Source organism: Nocardioides sp. NPDC023903 (assembly GCF_040639295.1).
Lineage (GTDB): Bacteria > Actinomycetota > Actinomycetes > Propionibacteriales > Nocardioidaceae > Nocardioides.
In genome coordinates, this window is the sequence record NZ_JBEZZS010000106.1 from 1 (window position 1) to 1,118 (window position 1,118).

1 protein-coding gene and 1 pseudogene are annotated in these 1,118 nt (G+C 64.2%); one reads left to right on the plus strand and one right to left on the minus strand.

The annotated features are described in order from the left end of the window. Window positions 1–243: pseudogene (locus tag AB0F44_RS30265) on the minus strand (VWA domain-containing protein); the annotation flags it as partial. Between the two features lie 247 nt (window positions 244–490). Between AB0F44_RS30265 and AB0F44_RS30270 the strand changes: the two are divergent. Further along, on the plus strand, window positions 491–1,102 hold the full coding sequence (locus tag AB0F44_RS30270) for an MFS transporter (RefSeq protein WP_357361080.1): 612 nt from the start codon (window positions 491–493) through the stop codon (window positions 1,100–1,102). Window positions 1,103–1,118: the final 16 nt, after the last annotated feature.

The following is a 1,118-nucleotide window of genomic DNA, read 5'->3' on the forward strand; positions in this document are numbered from 1 at the left end:
ATAGAGCGCGGTCCCACTACGCGGCTGCAAGCTCGGCGCAGGCACCTGTGCCAGCGGCACGTTCGCGTAGACCACGTCATAGGCGGTGTCGAACTGCGCGAGCGTGACCTCGATCTTCTTCGGCACACTGCGTTGCTGTTCGAAATAAGCGGCCAACCCACCCTCGGTATCGGCCTTGATCGTCTGCATCGACCCCGAACGGTCGAGCAGAACAGCGATCAGTGTGCGGTCGGAATCGGTCATGTGTACGAACACCCCCGTGTCGGTCGGACAATCAATTCCCACCGTACGCCGCGAAAGCGGCCTGCCCGACCGGCGAAAAGAGGACGCCAAGGTATCGCCAAGGCGCCGTTCCTCCCTTCACCACGGACCGGCCGATCCGTCCGAAAAGCTTCATTCGTGAGCATCATCTTCGTCTTCACCCGCAAGTTCCGACGGTCATCGCCGAGGCCCGCCGGTTACGCGGCTGATCGGGAGTAGCAGCGCAACGTTGGCGTTCGAGACGATCGCTGTGGCGTTTGGGTCGCGTGACGGCGATATTCAGGCTGTTGCATCAGGCATGACCAACTCATTGACGACAAGCACTGCGGCATCAGGATTTTCGCCCCGCGCCGCATGGCCCGCCTTGCTCACCATGTTCCTCGGCAGCTTCACTCTGGTGACCGCGGAGTTCCTGCCGCCGGGCGTACTCACCGCGCTCGCGACCGATCTCGGAGTGCCCGAAGGGGTCGTCGGATTGTCGGTGAGTGCGACAGCGCTGACCGCGCTGGTGGCCGCGCTCGGGCTGGGTTCACTGTTTCCCCGGGTGGATCGGCGCACGTTGCTGATCGTATTGACCATCGGGGCCGCGGTGTCGAATGTTGTTGTGGCGCTGACACCGAACATCGTGCTGTTGCTGATCGCACGGCTGCTGCTCGGTCTGGCGGTCGGTGGATACTGGTCGATGGCGCTGGTGATCGCCGCGAAGCTCGTGCCCGCCGAACGCCTCGGCAAGGCGATGATGATCGTGAACGCGGGAACCACGGTCGCGACGGTGGCCGGGGTGCCGCTCGAATCATGGCGAAGTCGGCGGCGCTCCAGTGCCGCCCGGCCCGGCGCTTGAACATCGCCTTGCGCAG